Here is a 16,884-nt window from a genome sequence, read left to right on the forward strand (position 1 = left end):
CGGAGTGTTCACGATAAGTGAGATATGCGTTCACGAGACCTTTAAGGATATAGCCGGTGTTGAAACTCGGCTTGTCATACACGACCAGATTCTTTCCGATGTGGCGGTGCACCAGTATCATGTCTTCGTACGCCTGCTCGCCTATCGCGTCATAACCGACGATCATTTGCCCCGCAAATAACCTGGCTCCCAGTGCCAGCGAGGAAAGAGCGAGGCCATATTCGCATGGATTGTCCTCGAGGATGAGATCGTCGATGGAACCATCTGGATTCAAGTAAGCATGAACGTATTCCAGCTCGCCCGCGCAGTGAATATTCATAGATTGGACGCCGGAAATCATCGCAGCCATGAGTGCGCCCTCTTCGAGCTCAAGAGAATACTTCCAGTCGTGCGGGACCATTCCACACCAACCCGATGTCTCCGACCAGAGAAGCTTGCGGACCCAGTTTCCATGCTCATCGTCCCAGAATCCGCATTCACTGTAGGGTCTGATGATCTGATCTACCTGCTCGAGAAAGTAGTCGTGCGCGGTTCCCGTACAGAAAGAACTGTGGTCGCGTATTACATACCCACCGCGTAGCCTGTCCACCCGGTAATAATCCGAGTAACTATCCTGGCCCGCATCGGTGTCCCACTCCCCGCTCCACTCAAGAAGACCCTGATGAAAATCATAGACGATATCGGAGGAATTATTCAACGCACCACAATGCCCCGGTGTTATACCGGCAACCAGTGACAGGAAAACACCTGCAAACACACCGACCGATCGGAGCGTTGATATCTGGCTCACATCGGAAAATAATCCGCGCATCTCACATCACCTGGCTGCGTGTCACATTGGGAACACACCCACAGTTGATTGAAAAACTTTTTTAAGTCCCAATGATTGTCTTGATAAGAGTTAATGTCCCCAAAACATTCTTGAAATTATCAAGATGTTGGTCTATTATAACATGGGATCATGGTAAATGTAAATTCCTGAATAAGCTGAATGGAATAATTCTTTCCGTTTCTGTAGTGTGGTGGGGGGGGTCCTGAATGATCCATCGTCCAGAGTCGTTACTTGAATGGATCCACGATGAAAATGCGAGACCTACCTGTCATAACCTCTTATCTTTTGGCCACGTTATTTATATGCCTGCTCATGGTACCGCTTGAGAGGAATGGTGCGCGGGCCCAACTGCCGATGTTGACCGCGTCCGAGCGACTGCTCGCTCCCACAAGTGACGTACTTATGGAGATACCCTCGGATGACGACCGGGCGGAGATCGTGTTCCGTATCGCTGTGCCGGATTATTCGATTCGCGAATCATACAGGAACAGGCGTTTGTTTCACGCTTTGCACATTCCCGGATACGTCAATGCTGGTCGCCCGGGAGAACCACTATTGCCTGTCAAAGGATACTACCTCGCTGTTCCAGAGGGTGCTTCGGTACGGATCTCAGTACTTGAAAGTGAGATCGAAACCCTGTCGGGGGTCTCTGTTGCCCCAGCGCCTCACCCTGTCTTAAAGGGGGATGAACCTTACATCGCACAGGAGTTCCGCCTCAACGAGTCGTTTTACTCTTCAGATCGATTCTATCCTGAGAGCCCCATAGAGATCGGTTCGTACGGGTACCTTCGTGATGTCAGGGTGGTGCAGCTGAGGATCAGGCCTGTCCAGTTCAATCCGCGCAGGGGCGAGATACACATCTACCGCAAGATGCGGGTGAAGGTCGAACTGATCGGCGGCTCTTTTCCCGGTTGGGGAGAATACAACAGAGATCACACAGCAGAAGATACACCCTTCGAAGCCATCTATCGGAATGTGATCCTCAATTATTGCCCTGGTGTCACAATATCGAGTAGTCCGGGGAAATTCGGGATGGGCGGCGAGGGCGATCTCGAGTACCTCGAGAATGATCCCTGCAAAATATCGATCGACCAGGATGGCATCTACGAGATCACCTGCCAGGATCTCATCGATGCCGGGGCGGACCCGAACAGCATCGATCCAACGACGATCAAGATGTTCACTGGTGGAATCGAGCTGGCCATATTCGTTGCCGGCGAGCAAGATGGACGATTCGACCCGGAGGATGCGATCCGTTTTTTCGGGCAGGGCAACACGAGCATCTTCTCGCGGATCAACACCTACTGGCTCTCGTGGGACTCTCGTCCTGGCCTGCGGATGGAGAGCGTCTCCTGCAGCCCGGGTGACTCGTTTCCGGTACCCGGAGCATTTACCGACACCTTGCACTTCGAAGAGAACAAAGACTACCGGGCGGCGCTGCCAGACGGAGAGGAAAAGGATCACTGGTTCTGGGAAAGACTGGTCGCGCCGGGCACAAGCGAGTATCCACTCAACATCCCGGATATAGCCCCGGGTACGCACGATGCCGAGATAACAGTGTGTATGCATGGGTTTACGGACGTGTCCCACCTGGTTAATATCTCGTTCAACCGCTACCTCGGAGCTGTTTGCACCTGGAACGGCATCGTGGAATATGTGACGAGTTTTCCAGTTCCCTCGCGGTATATCAGCCACGAGGACAACCAGCTCGTTGTCGACTGTCCCTCTCAGAATCCGTTCGACCAGACCCTGTTCAACTGGGTGGATGTTGTATATCGCCGCTCCCATATGGCCCGCGATGGCGAATTGCGCTTTAACGATTCCGGTGCCGGCGCCAACCAGTTCGAGGTGACCGGTTTTCCAGACAACGATATAGCACTCTATCGCATCACGAATCCAAGGCATGTGGCGAGGATGGTGGATCATGTTGCCCGCGATGAGAGCGGCGTCTGGACCCTGGCATTCGAGGATACGCTCGACGACGGCGAGTATCTTGCGGTGGCCTCAATCGGCCTGAAGAAGCCTGTCAGCATCGTCAAAGACAAACCATCGAACCTCCGATCCAACGCGAACCAGGCTGACTATATCGTAATCACCCACCCGCTTTTCATCGACTCCGTCCAGGAACTCGTGACATACCGCCGTAGCGAAGGACTGAATGTGTGCCTGGCAACGATCGATGATGTGTATGATGAATTCAACTTCGGAAACTTCGATCCCGGTGCAATAAAAGATTTTGTGTCTCACGCCTATCATTCCTGGCAACAACCCGCCCCCGTCTATCTCCTTCTCGTAGGGGACGCGAGTTGCGACTACCGGGGATTTGTTTCAAGTGGAAATAATAACTATGTCCCGACCCACCTGTTTATCGCTCAGACCGATGAGCATGTGACGTCGAGCGATGACTGGTTCGGCTGCGTTGCTGGAGATGATCTATTTCCGGATATGCTGGTCGGGCGAATCACCGCGCGCAGCGAAAGTGATGTCGCAGGTTACATCGATAAAGTTATTGCATACGAGACTGAGACGGACAACGAGCCATGGAGAAAGACCGCCGTTCTGGTGGCCGACGACCCCGACGACGCAGGCGACTTCCCGTATATATGCGACTACATAGCCAAAAGCTGTTTTGCTCCCGCTGGATTTGATACCGTCAAAATATATTACACCCGGTACGCCAGCGCGTGCCGCCAGATGATCATAGATGCCGTCGACGAGGGATGCAGTTTCCTGACCTATGTCGGACATGGATCGAACAATCGCTGGTCGTACGAAAGGATGTTCGTAACGCAGAATATCGCTTCGATGAACAACGCGACACGATACCCCCTGGTCGTGACAAATACCTGCAAGAACGGCTGGTTCGATTATCCAATGGCGACTATTCCATATTCTATGGCAGAGGAATTCAGTCGTGCCCCTCTGCGCGGGGCCATCGCGTGCTGGTCGTATAGCGGCCTGTCGTTCGCGCCGCATGCCCTGATGCTTGCTGAGTATCTCTATAACAGCCTTCTGGTTGATGAAAACTATATTCTCGGCTCGGCTGCCTGCCAGGCGAAGATGCAATACCTTGCGATACCGGGCGTGTACTGGGATCAAGCGGCTATGCTCATACTGCTTGGCGATCCAGCGTTGGAGATGGGATTCGACCCCAGGCCGGATCTACTGGTCGGAGAGATCGACTTTTCCCCCCGTTTCCCCGGAGCAGGTAATCCGGATACACTGAGCGTCACCATATTCAATGCTGGCCGCGTTGACGCCGAAGGCGCCCTGGTCCGCTTTACCCGGGGCCATCCGGACAGCCTGGGCTCGACGATCCTTGGAGAGACATCACTCACAGCGCTGCCTGCGGGTGAGCACGCAATGGCTAGCGCAGTGTGGGATTCTGTGCCGGATATCGGCTCTTACCCTGTCTACGTTCGCATCGATCCCGCGAACCTGATTACTGAATCATGCGAGTGGAACAATACCGATTTCAATACGCTCACGGTACGTCCGCCCTGCACACCGGGAGATACCATCCCCCCGACCGTGTTGCTGTATGTCGATGGGAAACAGGTCGGAACCGGATTCAGTAATTACGACTTTACTTCGCAGAACCCAGTGATCGAGGCCGAAATCAGGGATTTAGAGAGCGGTGTAGACATCGGAGAGCTTCAGGTCACAGTGAACGACGTGGAGGTCGATTACGAGATCGAGCACAGCGGTTTGGGATCTCCCCTCGTCACCCTGCGGTACTATCCGGCTTCCCCCCTGGCTGATGACACCTATACCTTCCATGTCCGTGTAGCCGACTGTGGCTGCACGTTGAATACCGGAGAGAACTCTGTCACTTTCATCGTAGAATCGAAGCTGAGCCTTCGGGATGTCATGAATTATCCCAACCCATGCCGTGAAGGCGCTCGATTCAGATATTCCCTCTCACAGCCAGCGCGGGAAGTAACCCTCAGGATCTATGCGGTGACCGGAGCGCTGGTGCAAACAATCTGGTGCTCGCCGGGCGGCATGAACGAAAACGAATTCGACTGGGACGGGAATGGTCGACAAGGGAATCCACTCTCGAGCGGCGTCTATTTTTATCGATTGACTGCCGAGGGGGAACGTGGGCGCGATGAGGCAAAGGGGAAGATCGTGATCGTACGGTGAGAGAATCAAATAAAAACCCGGTTGCCAGGTTTTCAGATCGCCTGGCAACCGGGTCCTATAAACCCCGGGATTACTCAAAAAAGACAACTACTACCGCATAAGGATCATCTTTTTATACTGGGTCTCGCCACCGACAGTCAACTTGTAGAAGTAGACGCCGCTGACAACATCCGAGCCGTTGAAGTCCTTACCATTCCAGGAAGCGACTCCTGGGCCCGCTTTCTCGCCCTGGTCCTTCAGAGTGACGATCCTCTGTCCGGCGATGTTGTAGATATCGAGTTTCACATGACAATCCCTTACAAGATTGTACTCGATCGTCGTGTTCGGATTGAACGGGTTCGGATAGTTCTGGGACAGAGTGAAAGCCACAGGGGACTCCTCTTTGCCGGACGCAAGGAACGGTCCGTGCATCGAATTTTCTCCGTCCACACTTATGCCTTCGATCCAGTAGAAGCAATCGAGTCTCTGCTCGAGGCCAGCATCGACGACTGAGTAATCCGCGCCATTGACATCAGATCCCCTGGCAGGGATAAGGGCGCTGTTTACCATCAGTCTTTCGCTGTCGACACTGATCGTGCGATAGACGTTGAAGCCGGCCATACTGCCTTCGGATTCTGTGGTCCAGTTTATGGTCCGGGAACCATTGCCGTTGTACAATACCTCGAAAGTTCCCATCTGAGTGGCCGTACTCGGCTCATGATCGTAGTGCATTATCCAGGCTTCGCCAAGAAGTGAATCCGCAGGCTCAATCCCGCTCCAGAACTCCCAATGACCGTACACGTGAGGAGGATATACCCATCTCTCGGTCGTAAGGAGTAATCCAAAATTACCGCTTGGTAATATGGCGAAATCGCCACCTGTGTAAAGGCCTGCGTCCCAGCCATCCCATGTGAACATATTATCTTCCAGGTCAAAATGAAGAAGGCCGAACTCGAGGCCCCTGACGTAAAGATCGTTGACAAGATCATTGTTGATGAGTTCGAACGGATAGACGTCCAACTCGCCGCCCGGCGTGAAGTAACGTCGCAAGAATCTCCATTTGTGTGGCGGGAATTTAGCTGGTCCAACATAGCCACCATTATAAGTCCAATATGCCTCTTCAAGCTCCTGCTGATTGGTGCATACTGTCCCCTTCAGCGTTATATTGATCCTGACTTTGACCATGGTACAATATGGCAGAGTCGTTGCCCAGTCCATGTCTACATCAAATCCCTGGCCGTCACCGTGCATGGTATACCCAATGGCACTCGCGGGTGGGTCGGCTCCGACCCAGTTGACCGAGAGGAGTTCCGAGTCACTGTCGATCCTTATACTCAGGTGAAGATCATTCACCAGATCCGGAAGACCGTATGACTGGTGGAACTCGTAAGCACAGGTAACAGAGCCGGTTCCTGCGTGGGCCGCTACCGGTACCAGAGCAACAAAAAGCAGCAGGGCGCACGCGGTAAACACAATGGATCTGTTTCTCATTAAAAGGCCTCCTTTGACACGTTCTTATACAGACCGCTCCCCCAATGAATTTAGCAACATAAAATTCTGCTGGCGCAAAGATGCAGCAAAGATGCAGCTGATGCAAAAGCCAGAGATGCGATCCTGGTGAGATTCTTTTGTAGGTGTCCAGATCCCTTAGGGTTTTACGAAGTAGATGCTACCACAGTTCCGGCCTGTCGTCAACGGGAATATTGGATAATATTCATCTATATTCCTGAATAATTATTATTATCTATATATCATATGGTATATTGTTGACTTGCTCAACTATTCCGGAACTGTCTTCTGGAAATTCCACAAACACTCACGAAACTAGTCGTCCACAATTTGTTTACATTGCAGGGAAAGGTCGGTGTCGCCAGAGATTACGATAAAGTGATTGCAGAAAATAAATCTGGTGGGAGCTACAGGATTTGAACCTGTGACTTCTACCGTGTGAAGATAGCACTCTAACCACTGAGTTAAGCTCCCACCTGATACCCGGCTTCATGGCGGTACCTTCGGAGGCAACCCGAATCGCCAGGCTCATCTACTATATAGATTATTATAGTTGCACGCAAGAGTTTCGAACGGTCACCTACGTTCATTCTTTTTCGAGATGCTCATTGATGATGACTCTGGCCAGAGTCAGATCTTCCTCTCTCACCATCAGCCTCACTCTGCCCATTCCGTCTGCAGTAAAGGGAAGCACTCCTGATGCCATCGCCGATTTTACCAGGACCCTTATCCCCTCTGACTCGAGGATACCGTAGAGTATCTTCGCCTCCATCTCGCCCTGCACGGCCATCAATTCGACCAGTTCGTCCCTGTTCTTTCTTTCCTCAGTCATTATTACCCTCGCAGATTTGAACTACGCGTGATATTAATCCTTATCCAGGCGGAATTACAAGCATAGAAAGGACTGTTCCGCGATGAACCTCGGAGCCCACATGTCGATAGCCGGCGGCATCCACCTGGCCCTTGAAAGAGGCAGGAACATCGGATGCAATGCGGTGCAACTCTTCGTGAAGAGTTCCAATCAGTGGAAAGCAAGGGACTTGCCGTCAGAAGAGATACACCTTTTCCATGAAAAGTCCCGCGAGTACAGACCCGGATTTATAATGGGACATTCATCCTACCTGATCAATATCGCCTCGCCCGATGTTGAATTGCTTGAAAAATCCCGAAAAGCCCTGGCCATAGAAATAGAACGTTGTGAGACCCTCTCGATCCCCTGGTTGGTCCTTCATCCGGGCAGCCATAGAGGAGCAGGGACAGAGGTGGGAATCAGAACGGTCGCGGAGAGCCTCGACCGCGTCTTCGAGATGACTGCCGAACACAAAACATCTATACTTCTCGAAACGACCTCCGGCTCGGGAAACATCCTCGGCAGCAGATTCGAAGAGCTGGCAGCCATGATCGAACATTCACGTTTTCCGGACAGGATAGGGGTCTGCCTGGACACCTGCCACATATTCGCGGCGGGATACGACATGTCTACAAAACGGAATTATGAAACTGTATTCAAGTCATTCGATTCCATAATCGGACTGGGCCATCTGAAGGCATTCCACCTGAATGACTCCAGGACTCCCCTCGGTAGCAAAAAAGACAGGCATGCCAATATCGGCGAGGGAGAAATCGGCTCAAAGCCGTTCGGATTCCTCGTCAACGACTCACGGTTCATTGATATCCCGATGGTCCTCGAGACGCCGAAGGGGCCCGAGCTTATTGAAGATATAGAGACGCTGGCGCTGCTTCGATCACTCAGGAAATAGAAAAGATCGTGACCAGCCGAGGGCTATCCAAAAAGGTGACGACCCGGAAGTATCTTGATATTGCACTTGACTCACATTATAATGTCTTTTCTGAAATAATAGTTCCCTTTCGGAAGGTTCCGTCCTGCGGTACCGGCCCGAAAGCAAACAATACGCATAACAATCAGGAGGAAGAATGTACGACGTAGCCATAATCGGTTCGGGCCCCGCGGGGCTTACCGCCGCCATATACGCGACCAGATCCGACATGAAAACGGTTGTCATCGAGGGACTTACTCCCGGAGGGCAGCTCATGATCACATCGGAAGTGGAGAATTTCCCTGGATTTCCCGAAGGTATCGAAGGGCCGGAGCTGATGGGCAGGATGCGCGAGCAGGCAACAAAGTTCGGCGCAGAGTATCTCCCGGGAGACCTTTCAGATATCGATGCATCGGGTCCTCCCTTCAAACTCACCGCCGGCAAGAATACAGTCGAGGCGAAGAGTGTAATCATTGCCACTGGTTCTTCCGCCAGATGGCTTGGAATGGAATCGGAGACGAAGCTCCGCGGCAAAGGTGTATCGGCATGTGCCACCTGTGACGGCTTCTTCTTTACCGGCAGGGAGATCGCCGTTGTCGGAGGAGGGGATTCAGCCCTGGAGGAAGCGACCTTCCTTACAAAGTTCGCCAGCAAGGTCAGCCTGATCCATAGACGCGACGCGTTGAGAGGAACTGCCGCGATGCAGAAAAAGGCGAAAGAGAACAAAAAGGTAACAATAGTATGGGATTCTGTGATCGATGAGATACTGGGTGTCGAGGAAGACAGGGTCACCGGGTTGCGCCTGAAGAATGTAAAGACAGGTGAACTCTCCGAACTTCCGGTTGAGGGACTCTTCATAGCGATAGGCCATACACCAGCGACAAAGGTATTCGATGGAAAGATCGATCTCGACAAAAAAGGTTATATCGTGGTTACAAACAATACGAGGACTTCAGTACCCGGCATATTCATGGCCGGCGATGTCGGTGATCCACGGTACAAGCAGGCGATCTCTGCCGCAGGCCTGGGCTGCATGGCAGCGATCGACGCGCTGCGCTTCATAGATGAAGAATAAGGGAGACTGACAATGGACATGAATGGTTTCGAAGGCAAAAAGGCATTGATCACTGGCGGATCGAGAGGAATCGGAAGAGCTATCTCACTCATGGCAGCGGCCAGAGGAGCCGATATAGCTATCAATTTTGTGAAAAACGAGGAGGCTGCGGCTGAGACCGCGGCCGAGATAGAGAAACTCGGGCGCAAATGCCTGGTCATCAAAGCCGACGTTTCGGAACCGAAGGAGATAAAGACCCTTTTCGCGTCTGTGAAGGAAGGCTTTGGCAGCCTGGACATGCTCGTCTCAAACGCCGTGTCGGGTGTCATCGGACCGGCCGATAGAATCGGAAGGTTCGGCTGGGACAGGGCGATCAACACCAACAGCCGTTCGTTCATGCTTCTGGTCCAGCAGGCCGTAAAGATATTCCCCGAAACTGGGGGAAAGATCGTGGCTATATCATCGATCGGCAGCAGCCACTGTCTCCCGGGGTACGCGGCCGTGGGCGCCAGTAAAGCGGCACTGGAGACCCTTGTGAGATATTTCGCGAAGGAGCTGGCACCCAGGAGCATCAACGTCAACGCGGTCTCTGGCGGGCCGGTCGAAACATCGGCGCTTGACTATTTCCCGGACAAGGACCAGATTATTGAGGAATGGCAGAAAAAGACTCCGCAGAAGAGGATTGCCAGGCCTGAAGAGATAGCCACGGTAGTCGGATTCCTGCTTTCGGAGGATGCCTCCTGGATTCAGGGGCAGACAATAATTGCCGACGGAGGGTTGACTCTGTAGATAATTGAAACTGGTCCAATAGATTTTGGCTGAAAGGAATTGAAATGGAAGAAAAAAGAGACCTCACCACTCTCGAAGTACTGAGCATCGGAATAAAATCCGAGATCGACGCTGTAAAGCTCTACTCAAAGATGAAAAAGATGGTCGGCACCGACGATCTCAGGGAAAAGATGGATTTCCTCATCTCGCAGGAGGAGAAACACGAGAGTATCCTGAAAGAAGTATACAACAAGAAATTTCCCGAAGTGGAGCTGGCCCTTCCCCCGAATTCGATCGTGCCGATGATCGATGAAGTGCTGGGCAGGGAATCCTCGCTGAAGGAACTCTTCCAGGTAGCGATGAAAGCAGAACAGCTCGCCATGAAATTCTATACAGATCTGGCCGACAAGACATCCAACTCGAACGCAAAATCGATCCTCATGTATATGGCCAGCATGGAGCAGAGCCATTATGCCATTCTTCAGGCGGAATTTGGACAGATGGAGATGCTCGACACGGAGGATGCCTCCAGGTTCCTCGACAGCGAGGGTCTCATGTTCATGGGCCCCTGAGCCTGCCAGGAATACATATCTGAATAATCGATTTCAAAGGCCCCTTATCGGGGCCTTTTTATTTTGCCTTCTGTTATCTCGAATAAAAATCGATCATCCGCTCGATTGAAGCGGTGCAGGCTGGACAGAATCCATCTAGATTCTTTGACTTCATGATGCAGTCATGCGCCGACCTGTACAGTCCCTCGGCCGAATAACCAGCGCCCTCGAAACAACCGACATGATCGAAGTAGGTCGAGTCGTCAGGCGTGGGAACCGGAGTACCCGGCGCGATAAGGTGTCCCCATTTCAGGGATTCCGGATCGAGTAACGCCGTGATATTCGGTTCCCAGGGTTCTACTCCCCGGGGATACATGTCGTTGTACGCCACCTGCGATAAAAAATATTCATCAGCAAGACCGGCAAAGTGGTGTCCCAATTCATGCACAAAGATGTATCCGTCGAACTCGTTGTCCGAGATACAGGTGGCATACAGGCGAAAGATACCTCCGCCTCCATATTTTTCCTCATTTGCCAGGATCATCATACAGTCATAAGGAACCTTGGCCGCTATATCCCTGACCGCCTTGTTCGAAAGCGACAGCATGTAGCGGTCGAGTTCGAGACTGTTGAACGACAGCCCGGCAATATTGTTCCTGTAGACTCCCTCCCTGGGATTATCCACCCCCGACTCGCCCGATATCGATTTTACCAGCCTTACGTTAAAATCATTCTTCCTGCTGGCGAAAGGTTCCACGCTGAAAAGAATCTTGACGAACCTGTCGACATCGTCTTCGAGTTTGTGCAGTTCACTCTTTTTATAACCGTCTCCGATGATCACCAGGTCGACCTTGCTGGACGGAGGCCCGTTCTCCATGATCTTCTTTACTTTGAACCCGGCGTGCCGGTTCTCGGTTGTGATATGATAATCATCGGGATCCACGATAAAATCATACACTGTCCTGAAAATATTAATCCTGTCCCTGCGCTCGACCCTTACCTGGACTGTCCTTTTCGGAAAAGGAAAGATCAGTGATTCGTGATATGTCGCGGCATCTCCAGCCAGCGCTTCGTCGGTCGTGATCCACTCGCCGAACAGGGAACAATAGCCCATCGAATAGATAAGCCGGTTCGTCTCCAGGTCATAGACCCTTAAATAATGCCCGCCAAGGTTCATATCATCGATCAGTTTTCTGGGATTTCCGGCCCAGTATGGTTCTCTGATGATCTCGTCAACAGCGTATACCTCGGCATCAGCCACCCCGGTATGATAGAGATCGACTCGCATCGCACCCTTCGTAAACCAGAAATCAAAATCGGGTTGATCCTGTGCCTCAACCATCATCGGCAGAAAAGCAATAGTTCCCGCAAAGACCGTAAATACGGTTAGGAATATTGCTGCCGACAAAAAGAAACGACGTAATAACATAGAAGATCCCTTCTCTAAATTGACTATCATCTTGAACGGGTCACGCCTGTCTTACGGCAGAGACCCTCAATGGGACATTTGGAACAATGTGGAGACGTCGGAGTACAGATCGCCTTGCCGTACATCACCAGCAGGTCGTTGATCTCGATCCAGTGCTTCCGGGGCAACACTTTCCTTAACGCAAACTCTGTCTCGGTCGGATTTTTCGTTCTGATGACGCCCAGCCGGTTGGTCACTTTGTGTACATGTGTATCGACACAGATACCCGGTATCCCGAATCCAAGGGTAAGTACCAGGTTCGCTGTCTTTCTTCCCACACCGGGAAGACACACCAGCTCATCGATCGTATCGGGCACTTCCCCACCGAATTCATCCTCCAGCATTTTGCAGAGACCCGTGATCGATCTGGCCTTTACCTTGTAGAATCCCGCGGGATAGATCGCCTTTTCTATTCGGGCAGGCCCCAGACTCGCCATCTCACCGGGAGTACCAGCCAGATCGAACAGTCTGGCGCTGGCCAGACCAGTCACCTCGTCCTTCGTCCTTGCGCTGATCACCGTGGAGACCAGCACCCGGAATGGTGAGCGTGTATTTCGGGCGATTATTGTGACTGAAGGATCATCCTCCCCCTCCATAGCTTTTTTAACGGGGGGAACGATCTTCTTAAGGACAGATGTAGCCTCTTTCTCTCCAAAAGGGAACCATTCTTCTTTGATCTTCAAGTCGCTCATGAGATTCTCTTTCTTCTCCATGTGTTGCAGAGACACAAGCTATCACGTCTGACGCTTCATTTTCAACTCATTTTCCTTGACAATTATCACCAGCCTTTTTTATTCTTTCTCGTCACGTGCTGCATGATCCAGACCGGCATATGACGGTCCGGGTGACATTTCAGGTATGAATATCCGGCACATGTTAATATAGTGACGTCAAGCGGACATCGATTATCAGCAGATCGGGCAGGGGCCTGAGTAGGAGGAAAGAAATGGAATGGACCTTCACCGAAGAACAGCAGATGCTCAAGGATATGGTTAAGAAATTCGTCGACAACGAACTCAGGCCGATAGCCGCAAAAATAGACGAGGAAAAGAAGATCCCGAAAGAGTTCATAGCCAAAATGGCTGAACTGGGATTTCTAGGGATTGCCTTCCCCCCCGAATACGGCGGAGCCGGCATGGGAGAGACAGGCTACTGCATCATGCAGGTTGAGATAGGCCGTGCCTGCGCTTCTACCGCGACATTCATAGGAGCGCACCAGAGTATCGGCTCATCCGGCATCTACATGTTTGGCACCGAAGAACAGAAGCAGAAATACCTCGTCCCTCTCGCCGAGGGAAAAAAGATCGGTGCCTATGCGCTTACCGAGACCAGCGCTGGTTCTGACGCTTACAACCCCAAGACTACAGCCGAGGACAAGGGAGACCACTACCTCGTCAATGGGGGAAAGATCTTTATCACTAACGGTAGTTTTGCGGACATTTTCACAACCTTCGTAAAGAATGTAGGTGGCCCGAACGATGGCAAGATGTCTGTCCTTATCGTCGAGAAGGACTTCGAAGGGTTCAAGGTCGGAAAGATAGAAGAAAAGATGGGCATACGCGGCTCGGAGACCTCCGAACTTATATTCGAGGACATGAAAGTCCCCAAGGAGAACCTCCTTGGACGCGAGGGACGCGGACTGCTCGTAGGGATGAAGGTCCTCAATACGGGAAGACTGGGCCTGGGTGCCGCTGCTCTTGGAGCCGCGCAAGAGAGCCTCAAACTCAGCACGGCCTATGCGAAGGAAAGGGTCCAGTTCGGCAAAAAGCTCTCACAGCATCAGGGTATTCAGTGGATGCTCGCCAACATGTCCATGGAGATATTCAACATGGAGTCGATCCTGTACAGGACTGCCTGGATGTACGATCAGGGCCAGAATGTGACAAGAGAATCGTCCATAGTAAAGCTCTATTGCTCCGAAGCCCTCGACCGGATCGTCGACGATGCCCTGCAGATATTCGGCGGCTACGGATTCACCTGCGAGTTCCCCATCGAAAGGATGTACAGGGATTCAAGGATCAATCGGATCTTTGAGGGTACGAGCGAGATACAAAAAATGATCATCGCCCGCGACGTCCTTCACGCAAGGGACCTGTAAATCGGATAGACTGACGTTTTCGTATTGTCAGCTTCGTGTTTCAATCCCGCTGACCACCGATGGCCAGCGGGATTTTTCTTGCTCCTGCCGGAGCGGAGACTGAGGTTCACTCACCCGCAATGAGCCTCGGCACTCTGTATTGGACCGCTTCCTTCACATGCTCTCGCGAGATCTCTTCAGTCTCCGCGAGATCAGCGATGGTCCTCGCCACAAGGATGATATTTTTCCTTGTCCTTGCGCTGAGAGAAAGAGATTGCTGAGCCTGGTCCAGAAGGTCTGCCGCGTCTCCTTCGACAGGACACAGCTTCAAAGCCTGGGGGAGGGTCAGATCCGCGTTTCTTCTGACATAAGGCTCCCCCGCGTACCTCTGCTTTTGGATAGACAGGGCCCCGATCACACTTCTGCGGATCGTTCCTGAATCCTGCCCGTCGCCCCCATCTCCGGTCGCGAATACTGCCGCCCTCACACCCATCACCGGCAGAAAGATCGCGATCCTGTCCATCAGAGGCCCCGACAGGCGGGAGAGATATCTCTTCACCTGAAGCGGAGTACAGATGCAGTCCCTGTCCCGGCTGCCGTCGTACCCGCAGGGACATGGGTTCATGGCCGCGAGAAGCTGGAATCTCGCAGGATACTTCAGGCTGATATTCGCTCGGGATATAACTATCCTTCCCTCTTCGAGGGGTTGTCTCAGAGTCTCAAGGACATTTCTCCGAAACTCTGTCAGCTCGTCGAGAAACAAAACACCATTATGCGCGAAAGTGATCTCACCTGGAGCTGCCCCTCTACCTCCACCTATCAGACCGGCGTCACTTGCTGAATGATGGGGCGAACGGAACGGCCGACTGAAAACGACTCCGTCCTCCTCCAGTCTGCCGGTGACACTCGAAATCTTTGCGCACTCGAGCGCCTCTTCTTCATCCAGCGGAGGGAGGATCGTCGGGAACCTTCTTGCGATCATCGTCTTTCCAGAACCTGGAGGCCCTGTCATAAGCACATGATGCCCTCCTGCCGCAGCTATCTGGAGCCCCCTCTTTGCCTGAAAATGACCCAGGACCTGGGCAAAATCAAGCCCGTCATCAGGAGACGGCCTTTCCTCTCTTTCGATCTCCGACACATCCCTCGCCCTGTCTCCTTCAAGCAGTTTGATCACGTCCCCCAGCCCCCGGCATGGCGCGATCTCGATCCTTCTTAAAAATGAAGCTTCCGGACCGTTCCCCTCTGGGACAACGAGGCAATCATGCCCGACATCCCTTGCATGGCAGGCTATCGGCAACACACCTCTAACCGGATTGAGTTGCCCGTCCAGGGTGAGTTCTCCGAGGAAAAGAATCTTTTTCGGTGTGACAGACTCTATCTGCCCGCTTGCGATCAGGATTCCCACGGCCACGGGCAAGTCGAATGCCGCACCTTCCTTGCGCATATCCGCTGGCGCCAGATTTACTGTGATCTTTTTCTGGGGAACCTTGAATCCGCAGTTCCTGAGAGCGGCCGACACCCTCTCCCGGCTCTCGCGGACTGCCGCGTTCGGAAGTCCTACTATCGTGAACGAGGGTAGACCCCGTGCAAGGTCTATCTCCACATCCACACCATATCCATTGATACCGGCAACAGCACCGGACTTTATCGTCGCGATCATCACTACCTCCCATCTTCCCCCACACGATCGCTTCAAGCTCAGTTACGTATCAATCCCCGAGAAAATCCACAAGTTCGTGAAGTTTCTTCCCGGGCCTCTTCTTCCCTTCTCTTCTTGTAAGGACAGCTGCCGAGACTATCGGAAGAGCTATAGTCGCGTCGGAAAGTACCGTCACCATCTTCGCGTCCACCGCGATCTTTCCCCACGAAACCGCCTCCTCGAATGTACAACCGCTGAGACCTCCCCAGTTCGGAGCATCGACCACAAATTGAACGGCATATTTATGTCCGTCCATCTCCCGGCCATACACGAGATTGGTGACCTCCGTCTGCTGGATGAAATTCTTCGGCGTGCCTCCTCCGACATATATGACCATCGACGGTTTCACCGCTGCCAGGTCGGCGGTCTCCCGTACATCACCGATCATATCGAAGATCACGCCCGGTTCGTTCCTGACAAGTCCTATACCGATAGATGAATCGCCGATAGCAGGACAATATACCGGCACCTTCAGCCTGGCCGCGGCCGACAGGATTCCGTCCTCACCTTTCGAATCCCTCGCGGCCTCTTCACCGAGGAGCCTGAGGAATTCTCTCGTAGTATACGGCCTGTCCTCCAGCACATTCTTCGCCCATTCTCCCATCTTGATATCCAGATCGAAGAACTTGTCCTCATCGGCGTACGTGTCGTATATCCTGTCTACTTTTGCTTCACGAAGCTCGATGTCATCGGCGTGAGCAGACCCTATGTGATGAAAATGTCCGGCGGTCTCAAAATAATCATGGTAGAGATTAGCTCCTGTCGACACGACGATATCGATCAGCCCCGACTCCATCAGCTGCACTACAAGCTTTCTCATTCCGGCAGGCACCATCGCACCGGCCAGTCCCAGCCATACACTGATATCCTCATCCAGGGCCTCAGCCCAAATCCTGGCGGCATTAGCCAACTGCCTCCCCTGGAAGCTGCACCCTTCGAGCCGCTCGAGCAGTTCACTGCACGTGATGCCGGGAGCAATCTCGATCGGCCTGGTAGGATTGGACAGGAATTTTTTCTTCATAT

13 protein-coding genes and 1 tRNA gene are annotated in these 16,884 nt (G+C 52.5%); 6 read left to right on the forward strand and 8 right to left on the reverse strand.

The features are described 5' to 3' along the window. Positions 1-811: hypothetical protein (locus tag KOO63_06325; protein ID MBU8921420.1), on the reverse strand; the 811-nt coding region annotated here is incomplete at its 3' end. Between the two features lie 267 nt (positions 812-1,078). On the opposite strand from KOO63_06325, the gene KOO63_06330 reads away from it, so the two are divergent. Further along, on the forward strand, positions 1,079-4,978 hold the full coding sequence (locus KOO63_06330) for a hypothetical protein (GenBank protein MBU8921421.1): 3,900 nt from the start codon (positions 1,079-1,081) through the stop codon (positions 4,976-4,978). Between the two features lie 90 nt (positions 4,979-5,068). On the opposite strand, the gene KOO63_06335 is transcribed toward KOO63_06330, so the two are convergent. The 3 genes from KOO63_06335 to KOO63_06345 all read right to left on the reverse strand — a co-directional run bounded on the left by KOO63_06335 (position 5,069) and on the right by KOO63_06345 (position 7,298). Continuing rightward, the gene (locus KOO63_06335; GenBank protein MBU8921422.1) at positions 5,069-6,448 is read right to left on the reverse strand and encodes a T9SS type A sorting domain-containing protein; all 1,380 of its coding nucleotides are present in this window, start codon (positions 6,446-6,448) and stop codon (positions 5,069-5,071) included. Between the two features lie 416 nt (positions 6,449-6,864). Beyond that, positions 6,865-6,940 (reverse strand) — tRNA-Val (locus KOO63_06340). 112 nt (positions 6,941-7,052) lie between these two features. Further along, positions 7,053-7,298 carry a DUF2007 domain-containing protein gene (locus KOO63_06345; protein MBU8921423.1) on the reverse strand — a complete coding sequence of 82 codons (246 nt, stop codon included), beginning with the start codon at positions 7,296-7,298 and terminating at the stop codon, positions 7,053-7,055. Between the two features lie 82 nt (positions 7,299-7,380). Between KOO63_06345 and KOO63_06350 the strand changes: the two genes are divergently transcribed. The 4 genes from KOO63_06350 (at position 7,381) to KOO63_06365 (ending at position 10,638) form a co-directional block, all read left to right on the forward strand. Next, on the forward strand, positions 7,381-8,226 hold the full coding sequence (locus KOO63_06350; GenBank protein ID MBU8921424.1) for a deoxyribonuclease IV: 846 nt from the start codon (positions 7,381-7,383) through the stop codon (positions 8,224-8,226). A 175-nt stretch (positions 8,227-8,401) separates the two neighbouring features. Further along, positions 8,402-9,319 (forward strand): thioredoxin-disulfide reductase, encoded by a 918-nt coding sequence (gene trxB / locus KOO63_06355; GenBank protein ID MBU8921425.1) that lies wholly within the window; start codon positions 8,402-8,404, stop codon positions 9,317-9,319. A gap of 12 nt (positions 9,320-9,331) precedes the next feature. Next, positions 9,332-10,087, forward strand: a complete 756-nt coding sequence (locus KOO63_06360) for an SDR family oxidoreductase (GenBank protein MBU8921426.1) — start codon at positions 9,332-9,334, stop codon at positions 10,085-10,087. 44 nt (positions 10,088-10,131) lie between these two features. Beyond that, on the forward strand, positions 10,132-10,638 hold the full coding sequence (locus KOO63_06365) for a ferritin family protein (GenBank protein MBU8921427.1): 507 nt from the start codon (positions 10,132-10,134) through the stop codon (positions 10,636-10,638). Positions 10,639-10,711: 73 nt separating this feature from the next. On the opposite strand, the gene KOO63_06370 is transcribed toward KOO63_06365, so the two are convergent. Then, positions 10,712-12,046: an IgA Peptidase M64 gene (locus tag KOO63_06370; GenBank protein ID MBU8921428.1), complete on the reverse strand. Its 1,335-nt coding sequence runs from the start codon at positions 12,044-12,046 to the stop codon at positions 10,712-10,714. 26 nt (positions 12,047-12,072) lie between these two features. After that, a complete protein-coding gene (locus KOO63_06375; GenBank protein ID MBU8921429.1) occupies positions 12,073-12,777 on the reverse strand; it encodes an endonuclease III in 705 nt (234 codons plus the stop codon). A gap of 254 nt (positions 12,778-13,031) precedes the next feature. Between KOO63_06375 and KOO63_06380 the strand changes: the two genes are divergently transcribed. Beyond that, positions 13,032-14,183 (forward strand): acyl-CoA dehydrogenase family protein, encoded by a 1,152-nt coding sequence (locus tag KOO63_06380; protein MBU8921430.1) that lies wholly within the window; start codon positions 13,032-13,034, stop codon positions 14,181-14,183. 106 nt (positions 14,184-14,289) lie between these two features. Here KOO63_06380 and KOO63_06385 read toward each other — a convergent pair whose 3' ends face one another. Continuing rightward, on the reverse strand, positions 14,290-15,822 hold the full coding sequence (locus KOO63_06385) for a YifB family Mg chelatase-like AAA ATPase (GenBank protein MBU8921431.1): 1,533 nt from the start codon (positions 15,820-15,822) through the stop codon (positions 14,290-14,292). Between the two features lie 49 nt (positions 15,823-15,871). Further along, the gene (locus KOO63_06390; protein MBU8921432.1) at positions 15,872-16,882 is read right to left on the reverse strand and encodes a deoxyhypusine synthase family protein; all 1,011 of its coding nucleotides are present in this window, start codon (positions 16,880-16,882) and stop codon (positions 15,872-15,874) included. Positions 16,883-16,884: the final 2 nt, after the last annotated feature.

The organism is Candidatus Latescibacterota bacterium (genome assembly GCA_019038625.1).
Classification (GTDB): domain Bacteria; phylum Krumholzibacteriota; class Krumholzibacteriia; order Krumholzibacteriales; family Krumholzibacteriaceae; genus JAGLYV01.